This window comes from Pantoea rwandensis, assembly GCF_000759475.1.
Lineage (GTDB): Bacteria > Pseudomonadota > Gammaproteobacteria > Enterobacterales > Enterobacteriaceae > Pantoea > Pantoea rwandensis_B.
The window spans coordinates 2,071,197-2,096,816 of record NZ_CP009454.1 but is presented as its reverse complement, the minus strand read 5'-3'; the positions used below and the strand labels follow the sequence as shown (position 1 = coordinate 2,096,816).

The window sequence follows — 25,620 nt, the reverse complement described above, 5'->3', positions numbered from 1 at the left end:
GATGCAACATGTGGGAAGTTATTACTCAGCCACGGCTAATGCGCATGAGCCGTGGCCCGAACTGCAGGAATCGGTGCAGTGTGATGTCTGTATTATTGGCGGCGGATTTACCGGCCTCTCCTCGGCGCTGTTTTTGACCGAAGCCGGTTATGACGTGGTGCTACTTGAAGCGGCCAGGATTGGTTTCGGAGCCAGCGGTCGTAACGGCGGCCAGGTGGTGAATTCTTACAGCCGCGACGTGGACGTGATCGAACAGCGCTACGGCAAAGACGTGGCGAAGATGCTGGGGAATATGATGTTTGAGGGCGCGGAGATTATTCGCGATCGCATTGATCGTTACGCCATCGCCTGCGATTACCGTCCAGGCGGCATTTTTGCGGCGTTGAATCAGCGCCAGATGGGCCACTTGCGCAACCAAAAAGCCAACTGGGAGCGCTATGGCAACCATCAATTAGAACTGCTGGATGAGCGCGCGATTCGTCGCGAAGTGGCGACCGATCGCTACGTCGGCGGCTTACTGGATAAGCGCGGCGGGCATCTGCATCCGCTTAATCTGGCACTGGGTGAAGCGGAAGCAATTCGCCGGCACGGTGGACGTATCTATGAACAATCTGCTGCGCTGGAAGTGAAGTATGGCGAGCCGCATCGGGTAAAGACCGCTAAAGGCGAAGTCACTGCCACCTTTGTGATTTTTGCCGGTAATGCTTATCTCCCCTCACAACTTGAACCGCGCCTGAGCCGTAAAAGCATGCCGTGCGGCTCGCAAATCATCACCACCGAGCCATTAAGCCTCGATCAGGCATTAGGTTTATTGCCGAACAATCACTGTGTCGAAGATTGTAATTACCTGCTGGATTACTTCCGTCTCACCGCCGATAACCGACTGCTGTACGGCGGCGGCGTAGTGTATGGCGCACGCGAGCCAGATGATATTGAAGCGCTGATTCGCCCCAAGCTGTTGCGCACCTTCCCGCAACTGAAGGAGGTGAAATTCAGCCATCGCTGGAGCGGCAACTTCCTGCTGACGCTGTCACGTATGCCGCAGTTTGGACAAATCGAGAAGAATGCGTTCTTTATGCAAGGGGATAGCGGACATGGCGTGACCTGTACCCACTTGTCTGGAAGGCTGATTGCCGAGGTGCTGCGCGGACAGGCAGAAAGATTTGATGCGTTTGCCAAATTACCGCATTTACCGTTTCCGGGGGGCAGGCGATTTAAAGTGCCACTGACGGCGATGGGTGCGGTGTGGTATGCGTTACGGGATCGGTTGGGGGTTTAGCCGTAACGTATTGTAGCGGCAAAGTTTATTGCGTGGGTTTTGCACAACGCGCGATAAACCTCGCCGCTACGGAAAAAGTGCAAAAGTCGGCACTCGAACGCTAACCTCACTCCAGCGGCATTTTCATTGGATCATCGTAGCTGTATTCAAACCCCAGCTCATTACAGATCTTCGACCCATCCACCACTTTCCCCGCCTCTCGCTCCGGCTCGGCAACAAACGTTGGTGCCACCAGCCCTAACTGCTTCGAGACAAACGGATAGAAATCATCACGCGCTGGATGCTTTGAGGCACACAAGTTATACACGCGTCCGCCCTTCGGCGTTTGCAGCAGCAGCACAATGGCATCCACCACATCATCCAGATGCACCAGATTGACCACATGACCGCCATTCTCCAGTCCAACCTTCCCGGCGAGGAAGCGCCCCGGATGACGGTTTGGCCCGACGAGACCCGCCAGTCGTACAATATCCACGCTGGTACCGGGCAGATCATGCAACCAGTTTTCCAGTTCTACTAGCGTCTTGCCCGCCACACTTTCTGGCTGTAGCGCACTGCTCTCTTTCATGACGCCCGAACCGGTGCCGTACACCGACGACGAGCTGGTAAAAATGATGCGCGGCACCTTGTGTGCTAATGCCGTATCGACCACGTTCTGCACGGCTTGCATGTAATCTTCTCCGCCCTGCACCGTGCGGCTGGCAGGCAACGTCACCACCAGCGCGTCCACCGCCATCAGCGTGGCCAACTCATCCGCTTCACATTCAATCTCGGGTGTTAGCACCAGTTGAAATGCCTCAATACCGCAGCGGCGCGCAGCATCCACACCATCGGGGGAGGTTTTGCTGCCGGTTACCTGCCAGCCGCGCGCCGTCAGCGCCATCGCCAGCGGCATACCCAGCCATCCCAGACCTACAATCGCGACTTTTTTCATACCGACTCCTGCTTTACAGCGCTAAGACACTTCATCTTAGTCCCAGCGATTGTGGCAAACCAGCGCAAACTGTTGCGGAAGGTTCCGAGAACTGACGTTAAAAAAGGGTTGCCAAGCGCCGTCATCTTCGTTAGGTTAATCAGCACGCAAATGAATACTCATTCAGCAACGGAATTTACTATGACACGCGTTCAGTTCAACCACCATCATCACCATCATCCTGACTAGTCTTTCAGGCGATGTGTGCTGGGAGACGATTAGGATCTTCCAGTGGTGCGAACGCAAAGAGAGCCCCCGGAAGATCATCTTCCGGGGGTTTTTTTTATGGGCGAACGCAACCCAACTGAGTTCAGACAGGATTGAATAAGAGGATAGGAAACATGTTAGATAACACCCGTATTCGCATAGCTATGCAGAAATCTGGCCGTTTAAGTGATGAATCACGCGAACTGCTGGCCCGCTGCGGCATCAAAATCAACCTTCAGCAGCAGCGTCTGATTGCGTTTGCGGAGAACATGCCTATCGATATCCTGCGTGTGCGTGATGACGATATCCCTGGCCTGGTGATGGATGGCGTGGTGGATCTCGGCATCGTCGGTGAGAACGTGCTGGAAGAAGAGCTGCTGGACCGCCGTGCACAAGGCGAAGATCCACGCTACTTCACCCTGCGCCGTCTCGATTTCGGCGGCTGCCGCCTGTCGCTGGCGATGCCCGTAGATGCAGAATACACCGGCCCGCAGTGCCTGCAGAACTCACGTATTGCCACCTCTTATCCGCACCTGCTGAAGAAATATCTCGATAAGCAAGGCGTTTCCTTTAAGTCTTGCCTGCTGAACGGTTCGGTGGAAGTCGCGCCACGTGCGGGTCTGGCCGATGCCATTTGCGACCTGGTATCGACCGGTGCCACCCTCGAAGCCAACGGCCTGCGCGAAGTGGAAGTCATTTACCGTTCTAAAGCGGTACTGATTCAGCGCGATGGCGAACTGCCAGCGGCGAAACAAGAACTGATCGACAAAATGATGACGCGCATTCAGGGCGTCATCAAAGCACGTGAATCCAAGTACATCATGCTGCACGCGCCAAGCGAGCGCCTGGAAGAAGTGATCGCCCTGCTGCCAGGTGCCGAGCGCCCAACCGTATTGCCGCTGGCAGGCGAAGTGAGCCGCGTGGCGATGCACATGGTGAGCAGTGAAACCCTGTTCTGGGAAACCATGGAAAAACTGAAAGCGCTGGGTGCCAGCTCCATCCTGGTACTGCCAATCGAAAAAATGTTGGAGTAACAGCATGAGCACAATCATGACCCCGATTGACTGGCAACAGTGTGATGAACAACAGCAGCAAGCGCTGCTGATGCGCCCGGCAATTTCTGCTTCGGCGAGCATCAGCGAAATCGTGCGCGATGTGCTGACGCAAGTAAAAGAACAAGGCGATGATGCGCTGCGCGAGTTCAGCGCGCGCTTTGACAAGGCGCAGGTGGAAAACCTGCGCGTCACGCCAGAAGAGATGCAAGCCGCCAGCGATCGCTTGAGCGATACGCTGAAGCAGGCGATGGCAGTGGCTGTCGGTAATATCGAAACTTTCCATAACGCGCAGATTCTGCCCGCGGTGGATATCGAGACGCAGCCTGGCGTGCGCTGCCAGCAGATCACCCGTCCGGTGCAATCGGTTGGGTTGTATATTCCTGGCGGATCTGCCCCGCTGTTCTCCACGGTTTTGATGCTGGCAACCCCAGCACGTATCGCCGGTTGTGGTCGTGTGGTGCTCTGTTCGCCCCCGCCGATTGCCGATGAAATTCTCTATGCCGCGCAACTGTGCGGCGTGAAAGAAGTGTTTCAGGTTGGTGGCGCGCAAGCGATTGCTGCGCTGGCCTTCGGCACTGAAACCGTGCCGAAAGTTGACAAGATCTTTGGCCCAGGCAACGCCTACGTCACCGAAGCTAAACGCCAGGTGAGTCAGCGTTTGGATGGTGCCGCGATTGATATGCCTGCTGGCCCATCAGAGGTTTTGGTGATTGCTGATGAAGGTGCCACACCGGCATTTGTCGCTTCTGATCTGCTATCACAAGCAGAACACGGCCCGGATTCACAGGTCATCTTGCTGACCCCTTCGCTGAAACTGGCTGAAGGCGTGGCTCAGGCGGTGGAAGAACAGCTCGCGCAGTTGCCACGTGCTGCCACGGCGCGCCAGGCGCTGGAGAGTAGCCGTCTGATCGTGCTGCGCGATCTGGCGCAGTGTGTGGAAATTTCCAACCTTTACGGTCCTGAGCACCTGATTATTCAGACACGCCAGCCACGCGATCTGGTGGATGCCATCACCAGCGCGGGTTCCGTGTTCCTGGGCGACTGGTCACCGGAATCGGCAGGTGATTACGCTTCCGGCACCAACCACGTGCTGCCGACTTACGGTTATACCGCCACCTGCTCCAGCCTGGGATTAGCCGATTTCCAGAAGCGTATGACGGTGCAAGAGCTGACGCCGCAAGGCTTCCTCAATCTGGCGGCCACCATTGAAACCTTAGCCGCCGCTGAGCAGCTGGAAGCCCACAAGAACGCCGTTACCCTGCGTGTTGCCGCGCTGAAGGAGCAAGCATGAGCATTGAAGATTTAGCCCGCGCCAATGTGCGCGCGTTGACGCCGTATCAATCTGCGCGTCGTTTGGGGGGGAACGGTGATGTGTGGCTGAATGCCAACGAATTCCCGCTTCCGGTGCCCTTTGAGCTGTCTCAGCAAACGCTGAACCGCTATCCGGAATGCCAGCCGAAGATTGTGATTGAGCGCTATGCGGCTTATGCCGGTTTATCGCCGGAGCAAGTGATTGTCAGCCGTGGCGCTGATGAAGGCATTGAGCTGTTAATGCGTGCTTTCTGTGAGCCGGGCAAGGATGCGATTCTGTTCTGTCCGCCGACTTACGGCATGTACAGCGTCAGCGCAGAAACCATCGGCATTGAGTATCGCACCGTGGCAGCGCTGGATGACTGGCAGCTGAACCTGCCGGCGATTGCGGACCAGTTAGACGGCGTGAAAGTGGTCTATATGTGCAGCCCGAACAATCCGACCGGCAACCTGATCAATCAAGATGATATCCGCAAACTGCTGGAGATGACCGCCGGTAAAGCACTGCTGGTCGCCGATGAAGCCTATATCGAGTTCTGCCCGGAAGCGACTCTCGCGGGTTGGTTGAAAGAATATCCACAGCTGGTGATCCTGCGCACGCTGTCAAAAGCCTTTGCGCTGGCTGGCCTGCGCTGTGGCTTTACGCTGGCCAACAAGCCAGTGATCGACCTGTTGATGAAAGTGATCGCTCCTTACCCGCTGGCGACCCCGGTTGCTGATGTGGCAGGACAGGCGCTGAGCGAAGAAGGCATTGCGCTGATGCGTCAGCACGTGGCGGAACTCAACGCCAATCGCGCCTGGCTGTTTGAGCAGCTGCCACAGTTGAGCGTGGTACAGCAGGTGTTCCCGAGCGAAACCAACTATATTCTGGCGCGTTTCACTGATTCGCCAAAAGTGTTTAAAACGTTGTGGGATCAAGGCATTATTCTGCGCGACCAAAACAAAAACCCCGGCCTTGCGGGATGCCTGCGCATCTCCATCGGCACCCGTGAAGAGTGCGAGCGCCTGATCGCCGCGCTGCAAGCCTTATCAGTGGAGCAAGCATGAGTCAGAAGACCCTTTTTATCGACCGCGACGGTACCATCATCTCTGAGCCACCAACGGATTTTCAGGTAGATCGCATGGAGAAGCTGGCGTTTGAAAAGAACGCCATCCCTGCGCTGCTGGCCCTGCAAAATGCCGGCTATCAGCTGGTGATCATCACCAATCAGGATGGTCTGGGCACCGACAGCTTCCCACAGGCTGATTTTGATGGCCCACATAACCTGATGATGCAGATCCTGACTTCACAGGGTGTGAACTTCAGCGACATCCTGATCTGTCCGCACAAGCCAGAAGATAACTGTGATTGCCGCAAGCCGAAAACCAAAATGGTGGAAGCCTGGCTGGCACAAGGCGCACTGGATACCGCAAACAGCTACGTGATTGGCGATCGCCTGACCGATATCCAGCTGGCTGAAAACATGGGCATTCAGGGCCTGCGTTACGGTGCGGAAGGTATTGACTGGGACGCGATCCAGGCACGTCTGACCAAACGTGACCGCCATGCGCTGGTGCAACGCAACACCAAAGAGACACAGATTAAAGTGGAAGTGTGGCTGGGCCGCGAAGGCGGCAGCAAGATTAACACCGGCGTCGGCTTCTTTGACCACATGCTGGATCAGATTGCCGTACACGGCGGCTTCCGCATGAACATCGACGTGAAAGGCGATCTCTATATTGACGATCACCACACCGTGGAAGATACCGGTCTGGCGCTGGGTGAAGCACTGCTGAAAGCGCTGGGCGACAAGCGAGGCATCGGCCGTTTCGGCTTCGTGCTGCCGATGGACGAGTGCCTGGCGCGCTGCGCACTGGATATCTCTGGTCGTCCGCACATCGAATTTAAAGCCGAGTTCAGCTACCAGCGTGTCGGCGATCTCAGCACCGAGATGGTTGAGCACTTCTTCAGCTCCCTCTCCTACGCCATGATGAGCACCCTGCACCTGAAAACCAAAGGTAAGAACGACCATCATCGTGTGGAAAGCCTGTTCAAAGCCTTTGGCCGCACCTTGCGCCAGGCAATTCGCGTGGATGGCAACACCCTGCCGAGTTCGAAAGGAGTGCTGTGATGAACGTGGTGATTCTCGATACCGGGTGCGCCAACCTGTCATCGGTGAAGTGGGCAATTGAGCGCCTCGGCTATACGCCCGAGGTGAGCCGCGATCCGGATGTGGTGCTGCGCGCCGATAAGCTGTTGCTGCCGGGCGTGGGCACCGCCCAAGCCGCCATGAACCAGTTGCAGGAGCGTGACCTGATCGATCTGATCAAAGCCTGTACACAACCGGTGCTCGGCATTTGTCTTGGTATGCAGTTGCTGGGTCGCGGGAGCGATGAGAATGGCGGCGTGACCACGCTGGGTCTGGTGGATGAACCGGTCTCGCTGATGGATACTCAGGGTTTGCCCTTGCCGCACATGGGCTGGAACCAGATCACTTCGCAAGCTGGCAACCACCTGTTCCGTAATATCCCGGACGGCAGCTACTTCTACTTTGTGCACAGCTACGCCATGCCGGTGAACGCCGCCACCATCGCCCAGTGCGATTACGGCCATCCGTTCACCGCTGCGTTGCAGAAAGATAATTTCTTCGGCGTGCAGTTCCACCCGGAGCGTTCTGGCAAAGCAGGCGCGCAGTTGCTGAAAAACTTCCTGGAGATGTGATGATTATCCCGGCATTAGATTTAATCGACGGCAAAGTGGTGCGTCTGCATCAGGGCGACTACGGCCAGCAGCGCGACTACGGTAGCGATCCGCTGCCGCGCCTGCAGGATTACGAACGTCAGGGCGCGGCAGTGCTGCACCTGGTGGATCTCACTGGCGCCAAAGATCCGGCTAAACGCCAGATCCCTCTGCTTACTACCCTGCTGCGCGGCGTGAATGTACCGGTGCAGGTCGGCGGCGGCATCCGCAATCGTGAAGATGTTGCGGCCTTGCTGGCAGCCGGCGCGACCCGCGTGGTGGTGGGCTCCACGGCCGTGAAACAGCCAGAAGAAGTGAAAAGCTGGTTCAACGAGTTCGGCGCCGATGCCATTGTACTGGCACTGGATGTGCGCATTGACGCCAACAATCGTAAAGAAGTGGCGATCAGTGGCTGGCAGGAAGCGGCTGGCGTAACACTGGAAGAGGTGATTGGCTGGTATCAGCCGGTTGGCCTGAAGCACGTGCTGTGCACCGATATCTCCCGCGATGGCACCTTAAGTGGTTCCAACGTGGCGCTGTATAAAGAAGTGTCTGATGCCTTCACCGACATCGCGTTTCAGAGTTCCGGCGGCATTGGATCGCTGGATGACATCGCTGCCTTACGTGGCAGTGGCGCACAGGGCGTGATTGTCGGTCGTGCTTTACTGGAAGATAAATTCACCGTAGCGGAGGCGATTGCATGCTGGCAAAACGGATAATTCCTTGTCTCGATGTCCGTGACGGACAAGTGGTAAAAGGCGTGCAGTTCCGCAACCACGAAATTATTGGCGATATCGTGCCACTGGCGCAGCGCTATGCGCAGGAAGGCGCTGACGAGCTGGTGTTCTATGATATCACCGCCTCTTCCGATGGCCGCGTGGTGGATAAAAGCTGGGTGTCACGCGTCGCAGAAGTGATTGATATTCCGTTCTGCGTGGCGGGCGGTATCAAGAGTGAGGAGGATGCCGCGCGCATTCTGCAGTTCGGTGCGGATAAGATCTCCATCAACTCCCCGGCGCTGGCTGACCCGACGCTGATCACGCGTCTGGCGGATCGCTTTGGTGTGCAGTGCATCGTGGTGGGTATTGATACCTGGTTTGATGAAGCCACAGGCAAGTATCACGTCAACCAGTATACCGGCGATGAGTCACGTACCCGTGTCACCACCTGGGAAACCCTGGATTGGGTGCAGGAAGTGCAGAAGCTGGGTGCGGGCGAAATCGTGCTGAACATGATGAACCAGGATGGCGTACGTAATGGCTACGATCTGGTGCAGCTGAAGAAAGTCCGAGACGTGTGTAAAGTGCCCCTCATCGCTTCTGGCGGAGCAGGCACCATGCCGCATTTCCTCGAAGCCTTTGAACAGGCAAACGTCGATGGTGCGCTGGCCGCTTCAGTGTTTCACAAACAAATTATTAATATCGGCGAGTTGAAAAACTTCCTGATCGACAACGGTGTGGAGATTCGCGCGTGTTAACTGCAGAACAACTGGCCAAACTGGATTGGGCCAAAACCGCGGGCATGATGCCCGTCATCGTCCAGCACAACGTTTCTGGCGAAGTGCTGATGCACGGTTATATGAATGAGGAAGCACTGCAAAAGACGCTGGCGGAAGGCAACGTCACTTTCTTCTCTCGCACCAAAAACCGCTTGTGGACCAAAGGGGAAACCTCCGGTCACTTCCTGCAGGTCGCGAGCATCACGCCGGATTGTGATAACGACACCCTGCTGGTGCTGGCAAACCCGATTGGGCCAACCTGCCACCTCGGAACATCAAGCTGCTTCTCTCCAGCTGCGCCAGATTGGGCGTTCCTGTATCAGCTGGAGCAGCTGCTGGCTTCACGTAAGAGCGCCGATCCTGAGAGTTCTTACACCGCGAAACTGTATGCCAGCGGCACCAAGCGTATCGCGCAGAAAGTGGGTGAAGAAGGCGTGGAAACCGCACTGGCTGCCACAGTAAATGACCGCCATGAGCTGACCAACGAAGCCTCTGACTTGCTGTATCACCTGATGGTGCTGCTGCAGGACCAGGAGCTGGATTTGAGCACGATTATTAATAATCTGCGTGCGCGTCATAAGTAACTTTATTCCCAGATAATATTCAGGCGCACTTCGGTGCGCTTTGTTGTTCCTACGCCAGAAAGCAATGCTTACTCATAATGGTAACGTGATGAAAATAATCTGCTAATTGCCATGGCGGACAGTGATCGGTACTCTGCTTTGTTCCACATCACGAAAAAAGAAGACCGTTTTTATGGCAAGTTCTCGTTTTACTGCCCGCCTGCGTCAAACGCTGGCGCTGGCCGCGCTGGCAGGTTGCGCATTTGGCGCGCAGGCAAAGATTGAACAGGTACGTTTCGCTGTAGACCCAACCTACCCTCCTTTTGAATCCAAAACACCACAAGGCAAGCTGGTTGGTTTTGATATCGACCTTGGCAATGCACTGTGCGAGCAGATGAAAACCAAGTGCGTCTGGGTGGAGAGCCAGTTCGATGGCATGATCCCGGCGCTGAAAGCGCGTAAATTCGACGCGATTCTTTCTGATATGGGCATCACTGAAGAGCGCCTGAAGCAGATCGACTTCACCGTGCCGTTGTACGACACCAAAACTCAGCTAATTGCGCGTAAAGGCTCTGGCCTGCTGCCAACGGCTGAATCGCTGAAAGGCAAAACAGTTGGCGTTGAGCAAGGAACCGTGCAGGAACGTTATGCGCTGGCAAAATGGCAGCCACACGGTGTAAACGTGGTGCCTTACGGCGATCAGGCGCAGGTGGAGAGCGATTTGATTTCTGGCCGTCTGGATGTGGTGTTCACCGATGCAGCACAGGCAGCTAACGGCTTCCTGAAACACCCGCAAGGCAAAGATTTCGAACTGGCTGGCCCGATCGTGGAAGACCCTATTATCGGTCCAGGTACGGCGATTGGTCTGCGTAAAGGCGATGAAGAGCTGAAAACAGCCCTTGATAACGCCTTTGCTGAAATCAAGAAAAACGGCACTTTTGACAAGATCCAGAAGAAGTACTTCGCCACTGACATCTCGATCCAGCATTAATCAATGCAGGGGCGGTCTTCAGGCCGCCCTGTTCGCGCTGCTAACATGAGCGAGCGCAAATTTAGCGGCTTCATCCCCGCTCATTTTCACAGCAGCACTATAATTCCAGTCAATAAAATTAATCAGGCACGACGTTCAGTGTGCCGTAGATATAGGACATCGACCGCGCCATGCAACAACAACATCATCTCTTGCTAAGTGCTTCCCTCGGTACACAGCGCGAAATCGTCAGCTTTCATTTCGGTACCGATTCCCAGCAACGCGTCTACATTCAGGCGGCACTGCACGGTGATGAACTGCCGGGTATGGCGGTGGCGTGGTATCTGAAACACAAGCTGCTGGCGCTGGAATCTGCCGGGCAGCTCAAATCCAAAATTACGCTGGTGCCGGTGGCCAATCCGCTGGCGATGGGTCAACACTGGCACGGCAGTCATTTGGGTCGATTCCATACGCTTTCAGGTCAGGATTTCAATCGCCGTTTCCCGGCGTTAGGCGATACCCTGGCTGAAGAGTTGGCCGGTTCGTTGACGCAAAGCGAATATGAGAACAAACGGCTGATCCGTGATGCCATTGATCGCCACTATCGCGATCGCATTGCTCGTACCGAACTGGATGCGCAGCGCTTCACGCTAATGCGTATGGCCAGCCAGGCAGATTTGATGATTGATCTGCACTGCGACTGGGACGCATTGCCGCATCTGTATACCACGCCGCACGCATGGCAGGATATCGAACCATTAGCGCGTTGGTTAGGCAGTGAAGTGCAACTGCTGGCGCAAATATCCGGTGGCGAACCCTTTGATGAGGCCTGCTGTGAACCGTGGCTGACACTGGCTGAGCGATTTGGTGGTGAGTATCCGATGCCTCGTGGTTTGTTGCCAGTGACGCTGGAGTTACGTGGGGTTGCGGATGTGTCGCCGCAACAGGCGGAGAAGGATGCGGATGCGATTATTAACGCGTTGATTGAAGGCGGCTATATCGCGGGTGAAACAGGTGAGTCCCCTGCCCTGATCAATCCCGCGACACCGCTGGCAGGTTGTGAGTATATCCATGCACCGCATTCTGGATTGCTGTTGAATCGCCGTGAGTTGGGTGAGTGGATCAAGCCGGGTGAAGTGGTGGCGGAGATTGTGGATCCGATTACCGACCAGGTGACACCGCTGGTGGCAGAGTTTGGTGGGGTGCTGTATGCGCGAAATCTCATGAAGTTTGCTACGGCGGGAATGCTGGTGGTAAGGCTTGCGGGGGAAAATGCGGGCAGAGAGGGAGAGTTGTTGGTGGGGTAAAAAATTGAGGCTTCCCGAAGGAAGCCTCACAATTATTAGTCGAGCCACTCAGTGTGGAATACACCGTCTTTATCAATGCGCTTGTAAGTATGCGCACCAAAGTAGTCGCGCTGAGCCTGAATCAGGTTAGCTGGCAGAACTTCTGAACGATAGCTGTCGTAATAGGCGATGGCTGCCGAGAAGGTCGGAGTCGGGATGCCATTCTGAATCGCGTAAGAAACAACATCACGCAGCGCCTGCTGATATTCGTCAGCAATGTTTTTGAAGTATGGATCCAGCAACAAGTTTGCGATGTCAGCATTGCTTGCGTAAGCATCAGTAATCTTCTGCAAGAACTGAGCACGGATGATGCAGCCAGCACGGAAGATCTTCGCGATTTCACCGTAATGCAGATCCCAGTTGTTCTCTTCTGAAGCAGCACGCAACTGAGAGAAGCCCTGAGCATATGAAACGATTTTGCCCAGATACAGTGCGCGACGTACTTTCTCAACAAACTCAGCTTTGTCACCGGTAAAGGCTTTAGCCTGTGGACCGCTCAATACTTTAGAAGCAGTAACACGCTGAGATTTCAGTGAAGAGAGGTAACGTGCAAACACGGATTCGGTAATCAAAGACAGCGGCTCGCCGAGATCCAGTGAGCTCTGGCTAGTCCATTTACCGGTACCTTTGTTAGCGGCTTCGTCCAGGATCACATCAACCAAATACTTACCATCTTCATCTTTCTTGGTGAAGATGTCTTTAGTGATGTCAATCAGGTAGCTGCTCAGCTCACCGTTATTCCAGTCAGTAAAGGTTTTAGCCAGTTCTTCGTTGTTCAGACCCAGCGCACCTTTCAGCAGCGCATAGGCTTCAGCGATCAGCTGCATGTCACCGTATTCGATGCCGTTATGCACCATCTTCACATAATGACCAGCACCGTTTGGACCGATGTAAGCAACGCAAGCTTCGCCATCTTCTGCACGTGCGGCAATTTTATCCAGAATCGGCGCAACCAGTTCATAGGCTTCTTTCTGGCCACCAGGCATAATGGAAGGACCTTTCAGTGCGCCCTCTTCACCGCCGGAAACGCCAGTACCGATGAAGTTAAAGCCTTGATCTGAAAGCTCTTTGTTGCGACGAATGGTGTCTTTGTAGAAAGTATTACCGCCGTCGATCAGGATGTCACCTTTGTCGAGGTGAGGAGTCAGAGAAGCGATCGTTTTATCAGTTGCCTCACCAGCCTGCACCATCAGCAGAATACGGCGTGGTTTTTCCAGCGATTCAACGAACTCTTCAACGGTGTAAAATGGAGCAAGTTTCTTGCCCTGACTTTCAGCGATAACTTCATCAGTCTTTTCGCGTGAACGGTTGAAGATAGAAACAGTGTAACCGCGGCTCTCAATGTTAAGAGCCAGATTACGGCCCATCACTGCCATACCTACAACGCCTATCTGTTGCTTGGACATTACATACTCCTGTCTGAGGTCACTTCACAAACGCAGCAGTTTGTGAACAAAAGTGGCAAACATGTTAACCTAGGTAAGCATCAACCAGTTAGAAAATGATGCTATGAGATATCATTAGAAGTTCCAGGGATAAGCATGCTCGTTGGAACACTAATACAAATAAGCGTTAAGTTTTAGAATATGACCTTTGTTATCCCAGTCAATAATATCAACACCGCGCAGCAACTTATCATCAAGTTGGAGTTCAAATTCAATAACTGATCTGTTTTGCTCAGCTAGAACAGAAAGAGCTTTAAATTCAAGAGATTTAGTATCGGTAAAAAGTTGTACTAACATACTACGGATGTTTTCCTGACCAACTTTATGGTTCCCAGGATCGGTTAGCGTGGCATTACGGTCAAACATTTCGACTACTTCATGTAAAGAACGAGAATTAAAAGCAGCAATATATTTTTCAGTCAGTTTCTTAACGGGTGGTAAAGGATTAGCGTGTGATGATTCAAATGCTTTTACAGCATGGGCATCATAGAAATTGTGATACACCGAATCGCTAAGAGGACGCATCACTATCTTTTTACCCTTCAGTACCAACTCATTTAAAGATGAAGAGAGATAGAAATTATTATCGATAGCGTTATCCTTTCGGATAAGCTCTTTTGCAGCTTCGATGAAATCAGAGCCAATTTTAAAATAGTAAAGTCCTGCAACGGCATTGCGACTAATCGCATTTTTTTCTGCCGTCTGTACTACTAAGCCTTCTTCGTTAGTTTTTACAAAAGACCACTTCGGATGAACAGATTCAAAAGTGAGGACACCGGCATCAGCCTCCAGACTTCTAAAATATTCAAGCACCTGTTGCAAATTATCATTGATATAGTGATCAGCTGACGCGATAATCAATTCATCATCGAGATTGATTTCGTCAATAGCCATCATGCTGCTGCAAACAGCTCCCTTTGTCATACCCTGTAGTGGAATGATAACCGCTTGAGGTGAGATAAGTTCAATAATGTTACCCAGCGCTAGCTTAGTAAGCTTATCAGCAGGGACAACAAAAAGACTTTTATACTCTTCGGTTAACGTAGAAAAGATATCCTGAGAATATTCCAGCAGGGTCCTATTATTAATTTCAGTAAGGATTTTTGGATAGATGAAATCAGCGCTGGTTTCATAAAGGCTGGCTCCACTCATTGGAATAATAATATTTAACATGCCATTAAACCTCGCTCTCTACCAAAGAGATAAAACGTTTTATGTTCGCATAATTGACATCGTGAACCGTTTCAACTTCTAATACATGTGCTCCGCTAGCTCTTGCTGCTCTAATTCCATTTTCATTATCTTCAACAATGACGCAGTCAGCAGGTTCCAAACCCAGCATTGATATAGCTTTGTTGTACATTTCAGGATCGGGTTTGCCTTTCACAACATCTTGGTTAGAGACATAAAACTCAAGATATTGTGCGAGATGTGCACGTTCCATCATAACTTCAATTGAGTGTTTGATAGAGTTAGAAGCGACGGCCATTTTATAACCATCTTTTTTCAACATTGAAAGTGCATATTCATGATGAAACATGGGTTTACATTTGTTATTAACAATCTCCATGGTGTACTGCTGCTTCATTTCATTGATGAAACCATGAAGATTTGTTGATAAACCTTTATCTTTGCTTAGCATGATAAGCTTATCTTTAGTAGGCAAACCATCATATGTTGTTAAATGTTCTTGTCGAGAAATTGTCAGTCCGAACAGATCAAGAGCAGTATTCAAGGCCTCATAATGCCAGTCTTTAGCATCGATAAGGACACCGTCCATATCGAAAATAACAGCTTTAATATTAGTAGACATTCAAAAACTCCATACATTCTTCAGGGTAATCGGTACAAATGATTAAATCAGATGAGGAAAGTAAATTACCGTTAAATTTTTCTAATTTTCCCCACATTTCAAGGTGGTTTCGTTTATGTAGTTCAGAAGAAACAATGCAAACTTTTTTTCCATCAGAAAGAATTTTCTGCACTAACTCTTCTTCAACCAGATCTTTTTCAAAACCATCTAACCATACACCTTCAGAAATATCATAAAGTGCATTTAGGCATTCGAATTCACTGTATCTTACAAAAGCTTTTAAGGAATGTTTATAATAAGCAAGCGAGTCTGGTAAAGCCATATCGAAAAAAAAGTAATTCGTAATGTGCATTTTCTCAAGAATAACTTTGACTTTCTCTTGCAAACCATCGGCTTTGACGTTCAATGCCAATGGGGGATTAGTACTGGTGTAGGTTTTATACAATTCAAGCATATGTTGGAATGTAATACACGATGCATCAGGAATATCATGACTGATTACGATTTCACCATTGAAGTCACGTAAGTCAGTTTCTGTGCCGAGATCAAGCTGAAACGATCGGATAAAAGCTGCTTCAGTGTTTTTTTCTTCTAAAGACTTCCAATAGCCACGATGAGAAATAACTATCATTTTTAACCTTCTTTACTTAATTAACTGGTTATAGATTTCAACGGCTTGTGTAGTTTCACCTTGATAAATAAGTTGTCCCTTTTCCATAACAAGGCATGCGTCACATATGTTTTCAACCTGATTAACGTTGTGGCTAACAAAGAAAATAGTTTTTCCACTTGCTTTTACTTCATTTATTTTTTTCAGACATTTGGCCTGAAAATTAGCATCACCCACAGCTAAAGCTTCATCGATGACCAAAATCTCGGAATCCAGATGTACACCAATTGAAAAGGCAAGCCTGACGTACATACCTGAGGAATAATATTTCACAGGCTCGTAAATGAAGTCTCTAACCTCAGCAAATTCAATGATACTTTCAAGTTTTGTTTCAATTTCCTTGCGACTCATACCTAATATAGAACCGCTAAGAAAAATATTCTCGTAACCTGAAAGCTCATGGTGAAATCCTGCACCAACTTCCAGCAGACAGGAAATAGAACCATCGACAGTTATCTTCCCAGAACTGGGTGCGATGATCCGGGTCAAAAGCTTGAGCAGGGTAGACTTACCAGCCCCATTTCGCCCCAGAACCCCAACTGCTTGGCCTGGCGTAATAGAAAAGGAGACGTCGTCTACAGCGCGGTAAATTTTCCCGGGTTGAGGACGCTTTTTGCTAAAAGAAAAAAGCTCTTTAAGAGTACTGTGTTGGTAATTTCCAACACTGAATTCGCGTGTAACAGATTCAAAAGTAATCATTCGTAATCCGCAATTAATCTATCATTTTTGATAAAGTAGTACACACCAAAGATGACTAAAACAATAGCAGTAACAAAGCTATACAATATAGTAGAAATATTAATGCTATCACCCCCAAGCAAGGCCCAACGTGAAAGAGCAACAATACCTGTCATGGGGTTAAATGAATAATATTGGTGGAATTCTTTCGGCACTATTGTAAGCGTGTATACTACCGGAGAAGCGAAAAACAGAGCCTGCGTCGCTAACGGCAGCACATGACGTAAATCACGAAACCGTAATTTTAAAATCGCCATAAAACAACCTACACCACATCCGAGCATAAGAGTAATAGCTATGCATGGAATAAGGAAGAGGAGGCGTGAAAAATCAAAATGAACACCATAAAAAATTGCTAGCGGAATAAAAACAATGAATGCTATAACAAAATCAATGAAAGCCACAAATACACTCGCTATACATAGCGAAATCCTAGGGAAATATACTTTTGTTAAAAGATGGATGTTATTTATTATGGCATCACTTGCAGCCATCATGCTGGTAGCAAATAGATTCCAGAAAAGGATTCCGGATATTAAAACAGCAGCGTAAGGCGCGTTATATTCTGGCGTGGGGACTTTAACAAGTAATCCGAACACAAACAAGTATAGGAGTATATTTACACCTGGATTTATAATTGCCCATAAAACGCCTAAGCTAGTCTGTTTATAGCGAACATTAAAATCTCTTCGAATAAACTCCTTGATCAAATTTCTGGAGTCTAAGACTTCCGCAAAAGTCGTCCTGCTTTGCGGAGTAGATATAAAACCTTTCATTAACTTCCCCTCTTTACAAATAAGCGATATGCAATTTTACGCACAAAAGGCAACTTAAGCAGTTGAGTTCTGAAAAAGAAATAAAGCTTCATCAGCGTTATTTGTAATAATCTTAAATACCAGATGAAAGGATAAGAGCTATTCTTATTACAAATGTACTTGGAGTATAAACCAATCCAATCAAAGGGTTGATAGAGACTAGACCAGCCTTTATTGAAATATACCTCTTTATGCTTACGCCATACAAACCCCAGTCTTTTAGAATCTAAAGGCAAAAAATTATTTACGTAAAACCTCTCTGAGCGTTCAACCTCAGCAGCATTTCTTGAAAAATTACCGGAATATTTAAAGTCCTGGACGGAACGCTCTAGGTTTTTTACCCAAACATACTGCTCTGGTACAAACCGCATATAACATGCATTCATCATGCTTTTACAATGTAGAAAAATGTTTTCGTCAGCTAGAGGAATATCAAAGAAAGTTAATACATCCAGTGTCAAGCCAGCCACTAAAATATCACCAGGGTGATAGAGAAAAGGTAACTGACTGAAGGGATTACGAGCGAACAGGTTACAGTTAATTAGGTGACGACTAAAAACCGCGTATTCATCCTGCCTTAGAACATTGTCAACAGACAGGAATTTATTTTCTAGAAAGTAGTCGCTAAGCCATGAAAGAATATTATCATTGTAAAAATATGAGTCTGTCCTCATTTTTATCGAATATTTTTTTGTAGCACATCTCAAACCATTAAGGCTTGATACTAGCATTCGATTGACATTACTGACAACCTTGACACCATCAACATTCTTAGATATTGATCCTACATCATCATTAAATAAAAATTTAACGCCAGAATAGGTAGTCATTAGATTGTCTTCAATGACATCATCTGCCTTCCATGTTGACACTATGATTTCAGATTCTGGGAAATTTTTTAATATTAAGTTGAGATTGAATATAAATTCTTTATCTAATTCGCGAGAGGTATTTAAAACCCCCCCTTGAATGATGAAGGAAACTTCACTCGGTGAGATGAGATTTTCAGGATGCATTGTCCACGTTACTTAATATTCATGCCTTGATTTAATGAGGGGTTAATTCATACCATTCAATGTATTTTTTTAATCCATTTTCAAGACTTGTTTGAGGTGACCAGTTAAACTCTCGTTTAGCACGCGTAATATCCAGAGATACGGAATTAATAACTGATATATCGCTTTTTACTTTAATAGTCTCGACAATAATACCATGCCGATAGAATCTATCGATAATATCCAGAATTGAATATTTCGAATCTGAACCTACATTGAAGATTCTCATATCGCCTTCATAACAAGCAGACTTAATAAAACAGTCATGAAGATCATCTATGTAAATGTAATCACGTGAAGCTGTACCATCTCCATAAATTTTTACTGGGTTATTCTTTTTATAGGAATCCATGATTGCTGGTATAAGGCCCTGCCCGCCTTTGTAAACTTGTCCGGGTCCATAAGGATTAGCAATCCGTAACACCCTATAATTTAATCCATAGTTACAATGGTAAACTTGAAGATAAGATTCCTGAGCCAGTTTGTTCGCAGCATAAATAGTTTTCGGTGAAAGAACATGGTCTTCATGACACTTCTCACCGCCAGTGTCTCCATAAATAGTTCCACCAGACGAAGCAAAAATAAAAGTAACCTTACTGGCTAAAGATTTTATATCTTCAAGAAAGTTTATAAAAGGTAGGAGATTGGAACTAACACTTTCAAGAGCCAGACTTTGTGATTCTGCCGGGGAGATACTATTGGCAAGATAATAGACTACAGGATTATCATCCTGAGATATTTTCCTAATGAAATCATCGTGCTGTGACATACTGACATTAATGCAATTGGGAACGAGTGTACTCGCTTCATTTTTACGTTTATAAAGAACAACCTGCTTACTAAAACCAGTTCTGCCCAAATACTTCAGCAAAGATTGGCCAATGTAACCTCGCCAGCCCACGATATATAGATTACTTGATAGCATAATATAATTTTCTACCTATCGTAACGAGTGTGTGATGAAAAATAGGTGGGATGAACTTTAAAGAAATATCGAATACTTTACGCCCAACTCTTAGCAGAAAAGTACGGTAGCTAAAGAAGAGTGGATTAAAATGATACATTCCTGTTTTGAAATAGATTTTCGAGAGCCTTATAAATATACTTTCTTTAGTTTTAGATGGAACCGCGTTAAGATCACTAGCCTTAAAGTTATAAGCATCTTCTTCAGGACCGTCTTTAAAAGGAGCCATTTTAAAAGTATAAGGAAGGACAGGAATCCATCCTTTCAAAAACTTCTTCCATTTCAGGGAAATATCCCAGCTATTTATAACAAAAACATATTTTTTAAGCTTTTCAAGACTGTCTTCATTGGACTCGAAAATTACATCGCCTCTCTTTTTAACAAAGTTAGTAAACAAGCGAGACTCCGGCCAATAATTATAGAAATCCTTCTCATGATTATTTTTGACTAACTCTCTGATAAGAAGAATGTTATCCATATGCGTTTCTCTAAAGAAGTCCTCAGGATAATAATCTCTTAATACCTTGTAATCACCTGCTAGCAACATATCTGATGGATGATACCAACGGTCTGCACGTGTATAACAGTTAGTCGTAATAAGCTTATCCTTAACATCCGTTGAAAAGGTCTTAACCATTCTCATCAAAGACTTAAAGTTGATTGTCTGGTCCATCCTGACTTTAATCACAAAAGCATTTTCGTCAACAACTTTCAGTGCTGCATTGACCAGATTAATCTGACGATTTATATTAAAAAAACCCGGATTAAAAACATCATCACATCCTAACACCTGAATGTTATCACGAGCACTAAAATTAAATTTTTTTAACAAACCCTGAATTTTATCTGCGTCTTTTTTGTACGTCGATATTAAAACTTTCGCATTGCTTAGTTGTTTGTGAATTGCATTCAAGTTTTTCTCTAAAAAATCCTCTTCAAGAGGGCCATGAATAATCACGAAAACGTTTTTAACCATTATATTTATATCTCAACAGGTCAAGTTCATACATTAAATCAATGCCAATACCCTTTTCCACCCTTGTTGAATCTTCTCTGAAGAAGACAACATCTTTACAGGAGAACAATATTTCTGCAATCAATCTTGACGCTTTAACATGCTTACTGATTGAGACATCTGCGACATTGATGGTCAATTGTGAAAAAGCTTTTCTTGATTTATTTATATCCAAAACAGTTCCGTAGGGATGATCATATGAAAATGCAGAAATAACATTTTTTTCCGGTAGGTAATTTTTTTCCGTAATAGCATCGTCCAAATTATCAGATGGCAGAATAATCATATATTCTGCTGCATCAACAAATTGATAAGCCTCATTGCTATCGATATGAATTTTCTTGTCTCCCAGAAACATATATTCAAGACGCGCATCATCTTTCATAGTAACGAAAAGACATTTCTCAAGAAGCGGCCGGACATTAGTTGATTTGATTTCAATACTTTCGTATTGACTCGCTCTGGCGACAATAGCACTCTCAAAACTGACCAAAGACTTCAGCGATTCACGCTGTACTTTTCTTATATCTTCTTTCTCTTCCCGACTCATATTGCTAAACTCTGTCAACATCTGCTTGATAGAGTCAACAGAGTTTTTCTCAAAACAAAGTTTTTCAGCAGCAGGCCCGCTCATATCAGCTATACCACTGGTTTTACTACCGGCGACGATCAGACCATAATTAATCGCTTCTAACGCAGTGTTTGGGAAGTTTTCATATGGCGATGGAATTACGAACAGATCATAATTTTTATATTGTTTTTGTAATTCTTTATAAGGAATAAAATCATAAAAACTAAAGTTCTTTTTTAGCTCAAGTGGAATAAGTCCATAGCATGTATCCATATAGTCGCGGCGATCATAAAAATCATCACCGCTATTACCGATCAACGTTACATGCAGGTTACAACCCTCGCTCATTAATTCGCAGGCAGCAAGTATCAACAACTCCTGCTTTTTTCGAAGCTCAAACCGCCCCAGAGAAAGAATTTCAAAAGATCCATTACTATCTCTGACAGGCGGGATGGTTTGTTCTGCTAACGGATAATATGATGGACAGGTTTTAACTTTAGTGTCATGTAAAGCACTGAGGTAATTCGAAAGGAAATTTGAAGTCGAGAAATTAGCATCACTTAGTATTGATTGAGCTCTCTCATATTGGTACATTTCGATCATCCATGGCGGAGCACACTCCATAAAGTCAAGGGCTGTTCCCCACTCCCAAACCTCACGGATACCGGTATGATTGTTCGTGATAAAACGACATGAATAATCCAGTCCCTCAAGCGCGCGCTTTGCAAGAGTGTAACTCGCTAGACCGATAAAGTCGGTAACTTCAACAAAATCAGGTTTTATTTGCGACAGCACTTCGTCAATTGCTTTAGAATTTTTGAAAATGCTATAGTTATCTTTTATTTTCCAACACGTGATTTCAGGATCATGTAGGTCACTACCGTGCAAAAAAATAGTATGGACCTCATATCCTAACCTACTAAATCCTTTTGCTGTATGTTCTATATAGGTTGCAACCCCACCTTGACCTTTATAATACCCACATTCATGACCAATGAGGCATATTTTTTTCTTAGCATTTGTCATACTTAAAAATCCAGCGCTTTCTTCGAAACATCCAGTGATAAAAATAATTTTAAATCAGAAGGAATGCCCAAACCATACATCCCGTCTGCTTCAGCACCAATATTATAAATACCAATATTTGCATCTTCTTCGCGATACATCCATGTATATACTGGTGCTACATAAAACTCACCGTTGGTACGTTCATTAATTTCAATCATTTTATTAGCATTACGGCAAAAGTCAGCGCCATGTTTGAAATTATAGATACCTACCGTTGCTTCTTCTGAGACCACTTCCTTTTCAACAACGCGAGTAACCTTGCCGACATTATTTAATTCAGCATAAGACCATTTAGGATCGTCTGCTGACATAGTCATAATCAGGCCTGAAAGCTTGTTATCATCCATATACTTTAAATAATCGTTAATATCGATATCAATCCACTGGTCAGAATTAGCAATCATCAACGGCTGATCGTTATCAATATAATCTTTCGCACACATCACAGTGCATGCGGCTCCATCCGTAATACCGTTAATTCCAACAATGTCACACCCCGGCGCCCACTCATTGAGCTTTTTTGATAAATCATATTTTTCAATATGATCCTGCTGACAAATGAAAATAAACTTATGAGGCTGAATGGGTTTAAGATTATTAATAACCACTTGGATCATACGTTTGTCGTTGAGTGGGATCAAAGGTTTAGGATCTTTATAACCGTCTTTAGCGAACCGACTGCCTCGACCTGCCATAGGAACAACGATATTTAACATTTTCATTCTGCCTTAAGATATTTATCATTTAATGCGCCAGGAACTTTTACTACTGTAGTAACAGTGTCTTCTATTGCTTCGAAATCCGTGTACTCACCGGGAGATATTTTCACAACCTCTCCAGCATTGATAAGCTTACCATTCATTAATGCTTTACCACTGACGAGCACAGTGATTTCAGTAGCGATTTTGTGGCAATGGCTTGCTTCTTTATCACCCGCTTTGAAATGCTGAACAGCCACTTCAACATCGGTTGTTTTAAAAAGCGTGGGCTCAAAACCGCCAACAAACCAACCGCGCACGAATTGGTCAACTTTTTTAATTTCCATAAGATTAACCTTAAAAATACCTAGTTTTAAAGTAGCAGTTTCTTAAGTGTGATAAGTCAAGTAAACAGAAAATTTTGCCTAAAATGAGTACGCTACCGCCCTTAGCTGTAGCAACTAAAGTGCTCATTAAATCTTCATCAATGCAGAACAAAAAAAAGGACAAGCCTATGATTTATCTGGTTTTTTTAACTTTTCCTGATTAAAAAAACGATTTAGGCAGGATTAGTTCTTTGAAAAAACTCCTTAATTCTAACACGGTAGCACCATTCTTCGAAATATGGAGGGGTGTTTGTAAGGTGATCTTATGTCTGAAAATTTATGCATGGGATAGCATCCATAATAAAATAAACAAGGTTATTATTAACATTCAATTAATATCATTGGCAATAGTTATCATAATGCTCAATATGGTATCGTCCAAGTTGATGTTTGCTAAACTGGTCAAGGCTGGATTAAATCGTCATAATGAAGAGTTATTGACATCAGTTTAGTACGGCGTGAGATAGTACAGCCGTGCAACAAAATCTTCGGGAAGAGTATGAAAATTTTAGTAACTGGCGGTGCAGGGTTCATCGGGTCAGCTGTAGTGAGACTTCTTGTAGCTGATCGTGATAATGAAGTATTGGTTGTTGATGCTTTAACTTACGCGGGTAATCTTGACTCACTAAAAACGATTAAAAATTCACCCGGATTTTCTTTCGTTGAAGCTAATATCTGCGATTACGATGCAATAAGATCAGTGATTAACTCTTTCAAGCCTAATGCAATCATGCACTTAGCTGCAGAGAGTCATGTTGACCGCTCGATTGATGGGCCAGGAGCGTTCATTCAGACTAACATTATTGGCACCTATAATCTGCTGGAAGCTTCACGCCTGTATTATAACCGGTTGAGTGATACCAATAAAATTGACTTTCGCTTTCATCATATCTCAACTGATGAAGTATATGGTGATTTGCACAATACTTCTGATTTGTTCACTGAGAACACACCTTACTCGCCAAGCAGTCCCTATTCTGCATCAAAAGCGAGCAGCGACCATCTGGTGAGAGCATGGCATCGAACCTACAACCTTCCGGTTCTTGTGACTAATTGCTCGAATAATTATGGCCCTTATCATTTTCCAGAAAAATTGATACCACTGACTATTCTTAACGCTCTGCATGGTAAACCTCTGCCTGTTTATGGTAACGGTAGCCAGATTCGTGACTGGTTATATGTTGAAGATCACGCTAGAGCCCTCCTGGAAGTCGTTAAAAACGGTGTCATTGGCCAGACTTACAATATTGGCGGTCATAATGAGCAGACAAACCTTACGGTTGTGCAGAGTATATGCGACATTCTTGATGAGCTTTCTCCATCAACACTCCCTAACCTCAGCAGCTACCGGGAGCTGATCACATTCGTCAAGGATCGACCGGGCCATGATCTCCGTTATGCTATTGATGCCTCAAAGATTGAGCGTGAATTAGGCTGGGTTCCACAGGAGTCATTTGCAACTGGCTTACGCAAAACGATTCAGTGGTATCTCGAAAACGAGTGGTGGTGGAAACGCGTTAAGGACGGGTCTTATCAGGGACAGCGTTTGGGTTTAAATAATAATTCAGGGGAGTATTTGTAATGAAAGGTATCGTTCTTGCCGGTGGTTCTGGCACCCGATTATACCCAATAACCAAAGGTGTATCAAAGCAGCTGCTACCTGTTTACGATAAACCTATGATTTATTATCCGGTTTCGGTGCTCATGTTGGCGGGTATCAAAGATATCCTAATCATTACTACACCTGATGATCACGCTTCATTTGTCAGGCTGATGGGTGACGGTAGCCAGTTCGGTATCAACCTCAGTTATGCTATTCAAGCGAGTCCGGATGGCCTTGCTCAAGCTTTTATTATCGGTGAAAAATTCATCAACAATGAAAGTTGTGCATTAGTTCTTGGTGATAATATCTTCTTTGGCCAGGGATTTGCCCCTGTTCTGGCACGCACAACTGCAAACACTAACGGTGCTACCGTGTTTGGTTATCAGGTTAAAGATCCTGAGCGTTTTGGTGTCGTTGAGTTTGATGAGAACTTTAAGGCCCTATCGCTGGAAGAAAAACCTGTTCAACCAAAATCTAACTGGGCTATTACTGGCTTGTATTTTTATGATAACAATGTCACTGACTATGCGCGTACATTAAAACCTTCTCTCAGAGGTGAGCTGGAAATCACCGATCTCAACCGTCTATATTTAGAGCAAAACTCGCTAAATGTAGAACTTTTAGGACGTGGCTTTGCGTGGCTTGATACTGGTACTCATGACAGTCTGATCGAAGCTTCTCAGTTCATTCATACGATTGAAAAAAGGCAAGGATTTAAAGTAGCATGCCTTGAAGAAATCGCCTTCAAAAATGGCTGGCTTTCGAGCCAGGATGTTTATAACGAAGGTCAGAAATTATCTAAGACTGAATACGGTCAATATCTTTTGGGAATGGTAAAATAATTTTCTGGCGGGGCTT

At 46.8% G+C, this 25,620-nt stretch carries 27 protein-coding genes and 1 other annotated feature; of the genes, 14 read left to right on the top strand and 13 right to left on the bottom strand.

Annotated features, from left to right (window positions below; translation table 11 throughout):
* Position 1: 1 nt before the first annotated feature.
* Complete coding sequence (locus LH22_RS09545; protein WP_038646021.1) at positions 2 to 1,279, top strand: NAD(P)/FAD-dependent oxidoreductase; 1,278 nt, start codon at positions 2 to 4, stop codon at positions 1,277 to 1,279.
* Positions 1,280 to 1,385: 106 nt separating this feature from the next.
* Here LH22_RS09545 and LH22_RS09540 read toward each other — a convergent pair whose 3' ends face one another.
* On the bottom strand, positions 1,386 to 2,213 hold the full coding sequence (locus tag LH22_RS09540; RefSeq protein ID WP_038646018.1) for an SDR family oxidoreductase: 828 nt from the start codon (positions 2,211 to 2,213) through the stop codon (positions 1,386 to 1,388).
* Between the two features lie 180 nt (positions 2,214 to 2,393).
* On the opposite strand from LH22_RS09540, the gene hisL reads away from it, so the two are divergent.
* The 11 genes from hisL (at position 2,394) to LH22_RS09490 (ending at position 11,882) form a co-directional block, all read left to right on the top strand.
* On the top strand, positions 2,394 to 2,441 hold the full coding sequence (gene hisL, locus LH22_RS20555; protein ID WP_100396937.1) for a his operon leader peptide: 48 nt from the start codon (positions 2,394 to 2,396) through the stop codon (positions 2,439 to 2,441).
* Positions 2,417 to 2,538, top strand: a sequence feature (His leader region). Its footprint overlaps the gene before it by 25 nt.
* 55 nt (positions 2,539 to 2,593) lie before the next feature.
* Positions 2,594 to 3,493, top strand: a complete 900-nt coding sequence (gene hisG / locus LH22_RS09535) for an ATP phosphoribosyltransferase (RefSeq protein WP_034824735.1) — start codon at positions 2,594 to 2,596, stop codon at positions 3,491 to 3,493.
* A gap of 4 nt (positions 3,494 to 3,497) precedes the next feature.
* Positions 3,498 to 4,805 (top strand): histidinol dehydrogenase, encoded by a 1,308-nt coding sequence (gene hisD / locus LH22_RS09530; protein ID WP_038646016.1) that lies wholly within the window; start codon positions 3,498 to 3,500, stop codon positions 4,803 to 4,805.
* Positions 4,802 to 5,872 (top strand): histidinol-phosphate transaminase, encoded by a 1,071-nt coding sequence (hisC, locus tag LH22_RS09525; protein WP_038646014.1) that lies wholly within the window; start codon positions 4,802 to 4,804, stop codon positions 5,870 to 5,872. The genes hisD and hisC overlap by 4 nt, the downstream gene beginning before the upstream one ends.
* Positions 5,869 to 6,936 (top strand): bifunctional histidinol-phosphatase/imidazoleglycerol-phosphate dehydratase HisB, encoded by a 1,068-nt coding sequence (hisB, locus tag LH22_RS09520; RefSeq protein ID WP_038646011.1) that lies wholly within the window; start codon positions 5,869 to 5,871, stop codon positions 6,934 to 6,936. The genes hisC and hisB overlap by 4 nt, the downstream gene beginning before the upstream one ends.
* Positions 6,936 to 7,526 (top strand): imidazole glycerol phosphate synthase subunit HisH, encoded by a 591-nt coding sequence (hisH, locus tag LH22_RS09515; RefSeq protein WP_034824743.1) that lies wholly within the window; start codon positions 6,936 to 6,938, stop codon positions 7,524 to 7,526. Before hisB ends, hisH begins: the two co-directional genes overlap by 1 nt.
* Positions 7,526 to 8,263 (top strand): 1-(5-phosphoribosyl)-5-[(5-phosphoribosylamino)methylideneamino]imidazole-4-carboxamide isomerase, encoded by a 738-nt coding sequence (hisA, locus tag LH22_RS09510; RefSeq protein WP_038646009.1) that lies wholly within the window; start codon positions 7,526 to 7,528, stop codon positions 8,261 to 8,263. The genes hisH and hisA overlap by 1 nt, the downstream gene beginning before the upstream one ends.
* Positions 8,245 to 9,021: an imidazole glycerol phosphate synthase subunit HisF gene (hisF, locus tag LH22_RS09505; protein ID WP_034824747.1), complete on the top strand. Its 777-nt coding sequence runs from the start codon at positions 8,245 to 8,247 to the stop codon at positions 9,019 to 9,021. The genes hisA and hisF overlap by 19 nt, the downstream gene beginning before the upstream one ends.
* Positions 9,015 to 9,626 (top strand): bifunctional phosphoribosyl-AMP cyclohydrolase/phosphoribosyl-ATP diphosphatase HisIE, encoded by a 612-nt coding sequence (gene hisIE / locus LH22_RS09500; RefSeq protein WP_034824749.1) that lies wholly within the window; start codon positions 9,015 to 9,017, stop codon positions 9,624 to 9,626. Before hisF ends, hisIE begins: the two co-directional genes overlap by 7 nt.
* Before the next feature lie 172 nt (positions 9,627 to 9,798).
* Complete coding sequence (locus LH22_RS09495) at positions 9,799 to 10,596, top strand: ABC transporter substrate-binding protein (RefSeq protein WP_038646007.1); 798 nt, start codon at positions 9,799 to 9,801, stop codon at positions 10,594 to 10,596.
* 170 nt (positions 10,597 to 10,766) lie between these two features.
* Complete coding sequence (locus LH22_RS09490; RefSeq protein WP_038646005.1) at positions 10,767 to 11,882, top strand: succinylglutamate desuccinylase/aspartoacylase family protein; 1,116 nt, start codon at positions 10,767 to 10,769, stop codon at positions 11,880 to 11,882.
* 35 nt (positions 11,883 to 11,917) lie between these two features.
* On the opposite strand, the gene gndA is transcribed toward LH22_RS09490, so the two are convergent.
* The 12 genes from gndA to LH22_RS09430 form a co-directional block, all read right to left on the bottom strand.
* Positions 11,918 to 13,327, bottom strand: coding sequence for an NADP-dependent phosphogluconate dehydrogenase (gene gndA, locus LH22_RS09485; RefSeq protein ID WP_038646003.1), 1,410 nt, complete (start codon positions 13,325 to 13,327; stop codon positions 11,918 to 11,920).
* A gap of 150 nt (positions 13,328 to 13,477) precedes the next feature.
* Positions 13,478 to 14,539, bottom strand: coding sequence for a nuclear transport factor 2 family protein (locus LH22_RS09480; protein ID WP_038646001.1), 1,062 nt, complete (start codon positions 14,537 to 14,539; stop codon positions 13,478 to 13,480).
* 4 nt (positions 14,540 to 14,543) lie between these two features.
* A complete protein-coding gene (locus LH22_RS09475) occupies positions 14,544 to 15,179 on the bottom strand; it encodes an HAD family hydrolase (RefSeq protein WP_038645998.1) in 636 nt (211 codons plus the stop codon).
* On the bottom strand, positions 15,169 to 15,810 hold the full coding sequence (locus LH22_RS09470; RefSeq protein WP_038645995.1) for a hypothetical protein: 642 nt from the start codon (positions 15,808 to 15,810) through the stop codon (positions 15,169 to 15,171). Before LH22_RS09470 ends, LH22_RS09475 begins: the two co-directional genes overlap by 11 nt.
* A 12-nt stretch (positions 15,811 to 15,822) precedes the next feature.
* On the bottom strand, positions 15,823 to 16,548 hold the full coding sequence (locus LH22_RS09465; protein ID WP_038645994.1) for an ABC transporter ATP-binding protein: 726 nt from the start codon (positions 16,546 to 16,548) through the stop codon (positions 15,823 to 15,825).
* Entirely contained in the window at positions 16,545 to 17,363 is an 819-nt protein-coding gene (locus tag LH22_RS09460; RefSeq protein ID WP_038645992.1) for an ABC transporter permease, read from the bottom strand. The genes LH22_RS09465 and LH22_RS09460 overlap by 4 nt, the downstream gene beginning before the upstream one ends.
* Positions 17,363 to 18,418 carry a WavE lipopolysaccharide synthesis family protein gene (locus LH22_RS09455; RefSeq protein WP_038645990.1) on the bottom strand — a complete coding sequence of 352 codons (1,056 nt, stop codon included), beginning with the start codon at positions 18,416 to 18,418 and terminating at the stop codon, positions 17,363 to 17,365. The genes LH22_RS09460 and LH22_RS09455 overlap by 1 nt, the downstream gene beginning before the upstream one ends.
* A gap of 31 nt (positions 18,419 to 18,449) precedes the next feature.
* Entirely contained in the window at positions 18,450 to 19,382 is a 933-nt protein-coding gene (locus tag LH22_RS09450) for an NAD-dependent epimerase/dehydratase family protein (protein ID WP_038645988.1), read from the bottom strand.
* Positions 19,369 to 20,397, bottom strand: coding sequence for a WavE lipopolysaccharide synthesis family protein (locus LH22_RS09445; RefSeq protein ID WP_038645986.1), 1,029 nt, complete (start codon positions 20,395 to 20,397; stop codon positions 19,369 to 19,371). Before LH22_RS09445 ends, LH22_RS09450 begins: the two co-directional genes overlap by 14 nt.
* Positions 20,390 to 22,033 (bottom strand): glycosyltransferase family 4 protein, encoded by a 1,644-nt coding sequence (locus LH22_RS09440; RefSeq protein WP_038645984.1) that lies wholly within the window; start codon positions 22,031 to 22,033, stop codon positions 20,390 to 20,392. Before LH22_RS09440 ends, LH22_RS09445 begins: the two co-directional genes overlap by 8 nt.
* Positions 22,034 to 22,035: 2 nt before the next feature.
* A complete protein-coding gene (locus LH22_RS09435; RefSeq protein ID WP_038645981.1) occupies positions 22,036 to 22,791 on the bottom strand; it encodes a glycosyltransferase family 2 protein in 756 nt (251 codons plus the stop codon).
* Between the two features lie 2 nt (positions 22,792 to 22,793).
* Entirely contained in the window at positions 22,794 to 23,120 is a 327-nt protein-coding gene (locus LH22_RS09430) for a hypothetical protein (RefSeq protein WP_038645979.1), read from the bottom strand.
* Positions 23,121 to 23,658: 538 nt separating this feature from the next.
* Here LH22_RS09430 and rfbB point away from each other — a divergent pair.
* Positions 23,659 to 24,741, top strand: coding sequence for a dTDP-glucose 4,6-dehydratase (gene rfbB / locus LH22_RS09420; protein ID WP_038645975.1), 1,083 nt, complete (start codon positions 23,659 to 23,661; stop codon positions 24,739 to 24,741).
* Positions 24,741 to 25,604, top strand: coding sequence for a glucose-1-phosphate thymidylyltransferase RfbA (gene rfbA, locus LH22_RS09415; protein WP_038645973.1), 864 nt, complete (start codon positions 24,741 to 24,743; stop codon positions 25,602 to 25,604). Before rfbB ends, rfbA begins: the two co-directional genes overlap by 1 nt.
* The last annotated feature ends 16 nt before the right edge of the window (positions 25,605 to 25,620 follow it).